General features: G+C 66.9%; 3 protein-coding genes. All 3 read right to left on the reverse strand.

What is annotated here, in order from left to right; genetic code table 11:
* Positions 1 to 381: 381 nt before the first annotated feature.
* Entirely contained in the window at positions 382 to 633 is a 252-nt protein-coding gene (locus tag F6X61_RS26610; protein WP_125860235.1) for a DUF3077 domain-containing protein, read from the reverse strand.
* Positions 630 to 875, reverse strand: a complete 246-nt coding sequence (locus F6X61_RS26615; protein ID WP_153789267.1) for a hypothetical protein — start codon at positions 873 to 875, stop codon at positions 630 to 632. The genes F6X61_RS26610 and F6X61_RS26615 overlap by 4 nt, the downstream gene beginning before the upstream one ends.
* 461 nt (positions 876 to 1,336) lie before the next feature.
* Positions 1,337 to 9,357: autotransporter-associated beta strand repeat-containing protein (locus tag F6X61_RS26620; protein WP_153789268.1), on the reverse strand; the 8,021-nt coding region annotated here is incomplete at its 5' end.

The following is a 9,357-nucleotide window of genomic DNA, read 5'->3' on the forward strand; positions in this document are numbered from 1 at the left end:
CCCACCAGGCCCTGCCCCTTGCCGAAAATCACGATGCGATAGGTCATGGGCGGCCACCTGCGGCGATGCCCTTGAAAGAGTTACGGGTCATGCGGCCTTTCCTTTGTACGCAGAAAACGCCGAACGCTAGCAGCTTGATGACGCCTCCGACGGCACCGGAAGCGGATCAAGAAACCTCCTACAGCAACATCAGAACACTCACTCGAACATGCCTTGTTCTGGAGAACAGTCCTCCGCAACAGTGGGTTGTTATGTATTAGAAGGTCACGCCCACCTGGCATCCCATTCACAAGCCCAGTGCAACGGCAGCAGCGCCACCACGATACAGCGTCACGACCTTGGCACATCGAGACTGCCCGGCAGTCTCGATAAGTGATGGGTTTACTTGCCTTGGCTCATCCCCGACTCCATGTCATCGATCAGCCCCTTGGCCAACCCGCTCAGGATCCGCGCGGCGCTGCCGGCCAGGAGGTCACCCTCCATTTCAGCTTCGGTGGTCAGGTGCCTGATGCAGCCAAGCAGCGCGGACAACTCGCCGAAGGCATGTTCGAACGGGATGCCCGGCTTGATGCAGAACAGGTCCAGGCAGGTGGTGCTGCCCTCGGTCGGGCCGTAGAGGCTTTTATCGCTCATGGGGCGGCCCTCTTGGATTTGGCGTGGTTGATCAGGGCGATCACCAGTTGCGTGAGGACCGAGGCGTTGTCCAGCAGGATGTCCGAATGCAGCTCGGGAGGGCAATCGGCGTAGGCGTGGACGGTATCGACGAGGGTTTCCATCAACGTGGCGGCATGGGCCATGGCCTGCTCGGCGGTGAGGTCGTTGATGATGCTGATGAACGGAATCGGATACGGTGGATCGGGGACGATCTTTTTCATAGTTGTCACTCTCTGAAAGTAGTTTTCATGAGCAACCACCGACATCCTTCTCACAGACAAGGGTGGCAGCCGTACGCGAGGTGAGAAGACCGTGTTCAGAGCACCACGGCCAGACCGAAGTCTGCACGCGCACGGCTGCCATGACAGGCGGCCTGCTACTGAAAACACCACGGGCTTCTCACACCCGGTCGCCAAATGTGACGACCCAGCGACGTTACCCCCGAGGTATTTCCCAGCCAATGCAGAGCCTTCCGACAGGCGCGTAGGATAGGTCCCAAGCGCTGGCCGATTGAAGTATTTGGTTTCAAATTCGGAAATGTCGTACACAGTCCAGACTGATCGCGGGGCAAGCCCGCTCCCACGTTCCTGAGCTGGCTCCATGGGTTGGACATCAACCCAAACCTTGGAGGTAACTCAGGAACGTGGGAGCGGGCTTGCCCCGCGATGGTTCAGCACCCCACTCAGAACCCCATGCTGAAGCTCACCGTCACCCCATGGTCACGCGCATCGTTCGACAGCTGCCCGGAATACCCGATGCCCAGCTTGCCACTCTCGCCCACCGCCAGGTCCAGCCCGGCCTCGACCACCGCCGCATCCTTGGCAATCGGCACGCCCGAGGTGCTGAAGCCTGCCCCGCCGTCGATAAAGCGCAGGTCGGCGTCAGGCTCGGTGTCGCCGAAGGCATGCCGCCAGCCCACCGACACGCGTGGGGTGATGGCGGTGCCGTTGGCCAGCTCGATACGCTTGCCGGCGCGCACGCCCAGGGTCGAATAGGTCACGTCCTGGTCGACGCTGCCCTCCAGCCGCCCTGCCCCGCCCTTCTCATGGGCGTCATCGCTGTCATAGTTGACGTAGGCCAGCCCGGCGAACGGCTCCAGGGCAATGCCACCGGCGTCGATGGCGTAGCCCACTTCGCCGAACACCTGAGCACTGCGTGCCTTGTACTTGGCCTTGAGGCGGTCGTTGTAGGCGCCCACCTCGACGTCACGCTTGGTGTCGATGTCGTGCCAGCTGTAGGCCACGCCCAGGCGGGCGGCGAAGGCGTCCAGTTGGTAACCCAGGTAGGTGCTCAGGTGGTAGCTGTCGACCGAAGCATCCGAACGGCGCTGGTGCGCATCGATGCTGGAGTTGGTGTAGCCGGCGGCAACACCGACCTTCCACTGCTCGTCCAGCGCCCGGTCGACGCCGAGCATGAAGCCCTGCAGCTCGCGATCGACACTGGCGTGGTTGCTGCTGCCATCAAAGTCGCCCCAACCGCCAAGGGCGCGGATCCAGCCGACGGCCTGGCCCTGGCAACCTTCGCTGGTGAGCTGCTGGTTGGCGGTGGGTGCCAGGGTGCGGCGTGGGTCGTCCTGGCGGGTGCAGTCGGCCTGGCGCAGGCGGTCGTTGACCGCTTCGCGCACGTAGCGCGAGTCTTCGATCAGCACGCTGGCGGTGCTGGCGTGGATCTCGCCGGACAGACTGTCGTACGCCGCCCGGGCCTGCGCAGCGCTCATCGGCAGGATATTGCCGATCAACTCGGCCGGCGCGCCTGGGGCGCTGAGGGCGGTGCCCACGCCACGCTGGTTGCCGGTGTACGCGACCCCGGCAAAGCCGGTTCCGTTACGGCTCAGCGACAGGGTCACCTGGTTGGCGCCATAGGCCACGGCGCTGTTGAGGAACGCCGAGTTGCTCAGATTGGTGCCGGCGAAGGTACCGGTAATCCCGCCCGCGGCGGTGACCACGTTGTACTGGCCACTGCCACTGAAGCCGGCCAGGTTGACCACCTGCAGGCTGCCGCCGAGGTTGGCGGTGCCGCCGACGTCGAGGTAGCTGGTGGGGTTGCCGCTGACATCGACGAGCAGGCTGCCGCTGGCGGCGTTGGTGAAGTTGCCGGTGACGGTGAGTTCACCGCCCTTGCCTGGCATCACCGTGCCCTGGTTGACCAGGCTGGCCACCGTGCCGGTACCGGTCAGCGCAGCGCCATTGGCCACGGTGACCTGCGCCGCGAGGTTGGCACCGGGGTTGGCGGCATTGCCCACTTCCAACACACCCTGGTTGACGTTGAAAGCGCCGCTGAAGGCCTGGTTGCCGGTCAACAGCAAGGTGCCTGCGCCGGTCTTGGTGGTGGTGCCGGTGCCGGTCAGGCTGCCATTGAAGGTGCCATTGGCGCCCTGGGCGAACACCAGGCTGGCGTTGTTGAGGATGTTGCCTTGCAGGCTGGTGGTGTCGCCCATCAGGGTACCGCCGCTGACCGTGGTGCCGCCGCTGTAGGTGTTGGCGCCGGCCAGTATCAGGGTGCCCGAGTCGAGTTTCTCGATACCGCCGGTACCTACCAGCGGCGCGCTGATCAGCGCCGTGGCGCCGGCATCGACACGCACCGCCGCAAGGGCACCGCCGCTGCCGTTGGTGGCGGTCAGGCTGCCATTGTTGCCGGCCACCACTTGATAGCCATTGGTGAGGAACTGCATGCCGGTAAAGGCCTGGTTGCCGGCCACGGTCACGGTGCCGGCCTGGCCACCGAACACGGCGAACTGCGCGCCCCAGTTATCGCTGGTGGTGCCGGTGGAGTTGGTCCAGTTGGTGGCCGAGTCCCAGGTACCGCTGCCGCCACCGATGCTGCCGTTGGGGGTGGTCTGGCTGCCGTTCCAGAACTGCAGCGAACCGGCGGCGCCCTGCACCACCAGGTTGAGCTGGTTGGCGATGGCGGTCTGCAGGCTCAGGTCGCCCAGGACTACGCTGCCGGGGATGGCGCCGAACACCAGGCCGTTGTCGGTCAGCGTGCCGCCATAGCTGAACAGGCGGTACACCCCTGGGCCGAAGCCACCGGCATCGGTGATGTTGAGGGTGCCGTCGACGGTCAGGTTGCCGGCCACCTGCACCACCGTGGTGGCGGCATTCGGCGCGCCGAGGCTGAAGTCCAGCGCGCTGCCCGAGGCCAGGCTCAGGCTGCCCACCGACAACGGCGTGCTGCCGGGGCCTGCGGCGAGGGTGGCGCCGTTCTGGATCTGCACCGCACCGGCCAGGGTGCCGCTGCCGCTCAGGCTGGCGCCGGTGGCGACCGTGACCGTGGCGCTGTCGAGGCGGCCGTTGACCACCAGGCGCCCGGCGTTGACGTTGGTGGCGCCGGTGAGGCCGTTGTTGCCGGTGAGCAGCAGCTCGCCGGTGCCGGCCTTGGTCAGGGTGCCGGTGCCGGTGAGGTTGCCGGTGTAGCTGCCGTTGGCGTTCTGCTCGAAGGTCAGTGCGGCGTTGTTGACGATGGCGCCCTTGAGGCTGTCGCTGTCGCCCACCACGCTGCCGGCGTTGATCAGGGTGCCGCCGGTGTAGCTGTTGCTGCCACTGAGGGTGAGCTGGGCGTTGCCATTCTTGACCAGGCCGCCTGCACCACTGAGGTTGCCGGCCAGTTCCAGGGCGTTGCTGCCGCCAATGGCCAGGGCGCCGTTGAGCACGGCATTGTTGGCCAGGGTGACGGCGGTGTTGCTGTCCAGCGTGGTGCCGGCAGCCGCAGTCAGCACGCCGCTGCCCAGGGCGCTGTTGTTGCCCACTACCAGGGTGCCGCCGTTGAGCGCGGTGCCGCCGCTGTAGCCGTTGGCGGCGTTGAGCACCAGGGTGCCGGTGTCGTACTTGGCGATGCTGCCGGTGCCATTGAGGGCGACGTTGAGGGTGGCCGTGGCGCCGCTATCGACCCGCAGGTTGGTGGTGCCGGTGGTGAGCAGCTCGCCGGCGGCGCCGCCATTGAGTACATAGCCGTCGGTGACGAACTGCATGCCGCCGATGGTCTGGGTGCCGTTCACAGTGACGGTGCCAGCGTTGCCCTGGAACACCGCGAAGGTATCGTTCCATGGGGTGTTGAGCACGCCGTTGGCGTCGGTCCAGTTGGTGTTGGTGGCATCCCAGGTGCCGCTGCCACCGTCGATCACGCCGTTGGGTACGGATTGGCTGCCATCCCAGAACAACAGGTTGCTGGCCCCGCCGACCACCAGGTTGACCTGGTTGGCGATGGCGGTTTGCACGGTCAGGTCGCTGGCGGGTACCGGTGTGCTGCCGATGGCCAGGCCGTTGTAGACCAGGCTGCCGCCATAGGCGAACAAGCGGTACACCCCGGCGCCGAAGCCACCGATGTCGGTGATGTTGAGCGTGCCGCCGAGGGTCAGGTTGTTGGCCACGTTGACCAGCGGGGTACTGCCGACCGGCGCACCGAGGGCGGCATTGAAGTTGGCGCCGCTACCGAGCATCAGGTTGCCGACATTCAGGGTGCTGCCACTGGCGGCGCTGAGGGTACCGCCGTTAGCCACCCCCACCGTTCCGCCAAGGCTGCCGCTGCCGCCCAGGGTAGCGCCGCTGGCAACGGTGACCGAGTTGCTGGCCAGGCTGCCGTTGACCACCAGGCCACCGGCCTGGACGTTGGTGGTGCCGCTGTGGCTGTTGCTGCCACTGAGGGTCAGGGTATCGCTGCCCAGCTTGTTCAGGGTGCCGGTACCGCTGATGTCACCGGCGAACAGGCCGCCCTGCACGCCCAGGCTGTTGCCTGCGGCGATCTGGATGGCGCCGCTGCCGCCGATATCGCCCAGGGTGGTGTTGCCGTCCAGGTTGAGAGTGGCGCCGCTGCTGACATTGAGCTCGCTCTGGGTGCCCAGGGCCGTGGTGCCGATGGTGCTGAGGCTGCCGGCGAGCAGGTTGATGATGCCACTGAAGGTGTTGTTGCCCGACAGGGTCAGGTCGGCCAGGCCGCTCTTGTTGAGCGTGCCGTTGCCGCTGAGCACCCCGGCCAGTTGCAGGTCGTTGCTGCCCAGCACGTTCAGCGTGCCGCTGACGGCCACCGGGTTGCCCAGGGTGACCGCGCTGCTGCTGTCGAGGTTGGCGTTGCCGGTGACGCTCAGGCCACCACTGCCGAGCGCTGCGTTGTTGCCGACCACCAGGGTGCCCGCCTGCAGCTCGGTACCCCCGCTGTAGGTATTGGCGCCAGCGAGCGTCAACACCGAGGTACCGCTCTTGACCAGTTGCCCGGCACCCGCCAGGGTGCCGCCGAGGGTCAGGTCGTTGCTGCCCAGCACGTTGAACAGGCCGGCCAGGTTGACGTTGTTGGCCAGCGTCACGGCCTGGCTGCTCTGCAGGCTGGTTCCGGCAGCCGCATTGAGCGCGCCGCTGCCCAGCGCCGTGTTGGAACCGACGATCAACGTACCGGCGTTGAGCGCAGTGCTGCCGCTGTAGCTGTTGTTGCCGGCCAGCAGCAGGCTGGCGCTACCGGCCTTGACCAGGCCGCCGGTGCCGCTGATGTCGCCATTGAGCGCCAGGTCGTTGCTGCCGGCGATGTTCAACGGCCCGGCCAGGCTGATGGCGTTGCTCAGCGCCACGGTCTTGTTGCTGTCCAGGGTGGTGCCTGCCGTGGTGCTCAGCACGCCGCTGCCCAGGGCAGTGTTGCTGCCGACGATCAGCGTGCCACCGCTGAGGCTGGTGCCGCCGCTGTAGCTGTTGCTGCCATTGAGCACCAGGGTGCCGGTGTCGAGCTTGTTCAGCTTGCCGCTGCCGGCCAGGGTCACGTCGAGGGTCGCGATGGCACCCGGGTCGACGCGCACGCTGGTGTCGCCGCTGCTGCCGTTGACCAGGTTCAGCACGCCGCCGGCACCGCCCAGCAGGCGGTAGCCGTTGCTGACGAACTGCATGCCATTGATGGCTTGCGGGCCAACCACGGTGACATCGCCGGCGGTGCCCTGGAACACCGCGAAGCTGCCGTTCCAGGCGCTGTTGGTGGTGCCGTTGAGGTCGGTCCAGTTGTTGCTGCCGGCGTTCCAGGTGCCGGCGCCGCCATCGACCTGGCCGTTGGCAGTGGTGTTGTTGCCATCCCAGAACAGGATGTTCTGGCCACTGGCACTGACCAGCAGGTTGACCTGGTTGGCCAGGCTGGTCTGCAGGCTCAGGTCGCCAAGGCCGAAGCCAAACGGCAGGTTGCCGAAGTCCAGGCCGTTGTCGGTGAGTGAGCCGGTGTAGTCGAAGATCCGGTACACGCCGTTGCCGAAACCGCCGATGTTGCTGACGTTGAGCGTGCCGTCGAGGGTCAGGTTGCCGCCGACGTTGAACAGTGCGGTACCACCGGTGGCGGGCGAGCCGAGGCCGGCGTCGACGATCGAGCCGCTGTTGAGCACGAGGGAGCCGAGTCCCAGGGTGCTGCCGCTTTGCCCGGCCAAGTGGCCGCCGTTGCTGATGACCACCGTGGCGTTGGCGGTGCCGCTGCCGGTGAGGGTGGCGCCGTTGCCGACGGTCAGCAGGTTGCTGCCCAGGGTGCCATCGATCTTCAGGGTGCCGGCATTGACCTGGGTGTTGTCGGCGAGGTTGCCGGTGCCGGTCAGGGTCAGGGTGCCGGTGCCGACCTTGGTCAGGCCACCGAGGCCGTTGAGGCCGCCGGCGAAGGTGCTGCTGAGGTTGTTGCTGCCCAGGCTCAGGACGCTGCCGATACCGATATCGACCTGGCCGCTGCCGGTCAGGCTGCCGAGGCTGGCGTTGCCATTGAGGTTGAGCTGGCCGCTGGCGCCGACATTGAGCGTGTCGACGTTGGCCAGCACGCCGCTGCCAAGGGTGGTGATGGAGCCGGCCTGGATATCGACGTCGCCGGTGAAGGTCTTGACGCCGACCAGGGTGAGGTCATCGACACCGGTCTTGATCAGGTTGCCGCTGCCGCCAAGGTCGCCGCTCAGGATCAGCGCATTGGCGGCTTCGACGGTCAGGTTGGCGCCGTTGCTCAGGGCGATGGTGTTGCCCAGGGCCATGGGCGCGCCGTTGGCCAGGGTGGCGTCGGCGGTGACCGACAGGGTGCCGGTGCCCAAGGCGCCGCTGCTGCCCACGGTCAGGCGACCGGCATTGAGCTGGAGGCCGCCCTGGAAGCCATTGTTGCCGTTGAGGGTCAGGTTGCCGTTGCCGTTCTTGGTCAGCCCGGCGGTGCCGTTGATCACGCCGTTGAGGGTCAGGTCGTTGGCGCCAGCGACGGTCAGCCCGGCGTTGAGGGTGACGTTGTTGGCCAGGGTGACGTTGCTGCCGGCGCTCAGGGTCGAGGCCCCGGCGACGGTCAGGGCGCCCTGCCCCAGCGCGTTGTCGTTGCCGACCACCAGCTGGCCGGCGTTCAGGGTGGTGCCACCCAGGTAGTTGTTGGCGCCATTGAGGGTCAGGGTGGCGGCGCCCGACTTGTTCAAGCCGCCGACGCCATCGACCACGCCGTTGAGGGTGAGATCTGCGCTGCCCGGCACATTGAGCACGCCGCCCAGGTGCACGGCGTTGGCCAGGGTGACGCCAGCGCCGCTGGCATCAAGGCTGGTATTGGCGCCAGTGCTCAGGGCACCGGTGCCCAGGGCGGTGTTGCTGCCGACCACCAGGGTGCCGGCATTGAGCGTGGTACCGCCGCTGTAGGTGTTGTTGCCGTTGAGCGTCAGGCTGGCGGCGCCGTTCTTGATCAGGCTGTTGGTGCCACTGACCACACCGTTGAGGGTCAGCGCCTGGCTGCCGCCGAGGGTGAGGTTGCCCCCGGCCAGGTTGATCGCGTTGGCCAGCGCCAGCGCCAGGCTGGTGTCGAGGCCGGCGGCGCCGTTGACGGTCAGCGCACCACTGCCCAGGGCGCCGGCATTGCCCAGCAGCAGGCTGCCGGCCTGCAGGCTGGTGCCGCCGCTATAGGTGTTGTTGCCGTTGAGAATCAACTGACCGCTGCCGAGCTTGCTCAAGGCACCGGTGCCGCTGATCACGCCATCGAGGGTCAGCGCCTGGGTGTTATTGACACCGAGCGTGGTGCCGGCGCCAAGGCCGATGGCGTTGGCCACTTGCAGCACACCGATGCTGGCCAGGGTGCTGTTGCCGGTCACCGACAGGTTGCCCTGGCCAAGGGAGGTGTTGTTGCCCAGGGTCAGCGTGCCGCCGCCCAGGGTGGTGGTGCCCTGGTAGGTGTTGGCGGCGCCGAGGGTGAGGTTGCCGCTGCCGGTTTTGCTCAGGCCTCCGGCGCCGCTGATCACGCCGTTAAGCGCCAGGTTGTTGTTGCCGGTCAGGCTCAGGTTGCCGTTGAGCAACACCTGGTTGGCCACGGTCAGCGCGCCGAGGGTAGCCAGGTTGGCAGCGCCGCCAACGGTGAGGGTACCGGTGCCCAGCGCCTGGTTGTTGCCCAGAGTCAGGGTGCCGGCATTGAGGGTCACGCCACCGGTCAGGGTGTTGGCACCGCTGAGGGTCAGGTTGCTGGCGCCGTTCTTGGTCAGGCTGCCGGCACCGGTAACCAGGCCGCCCAGGCCCAGGTCGTTGCTGCCGGTAATGGTCAGGTTGCCACCGAGGTTGACGGTGTTGCCGATGTTCAGCGCGGTGTTGCTGTCCAGCGTGGTGCCGGCGGCCGCGTTGAGCTGGCCGAGGCCAAGCGCGCTGGCACTGCCGAGCACCAGGGTGCCGGCATTGAGGTTGGTGTTGCCCAGGTTGCCGTTGGTGCCATTCAGGGTCAGGGTGCCGCTGCCGGTCTTGGTCAGGCCGCCGACGCCGTTGA

It is taken from the genome of Pseudomonas sp. EMN2 (genome assembly GCF_009650555.1).
GTDB classification, from domain to species: Bacteria; Pseudomonadota; Gammaproteobacteria; order Pseudomonadales; family Pseudomonadaceae; genus Aquipseudomonas; species Aquipseudomonas sichuanensis.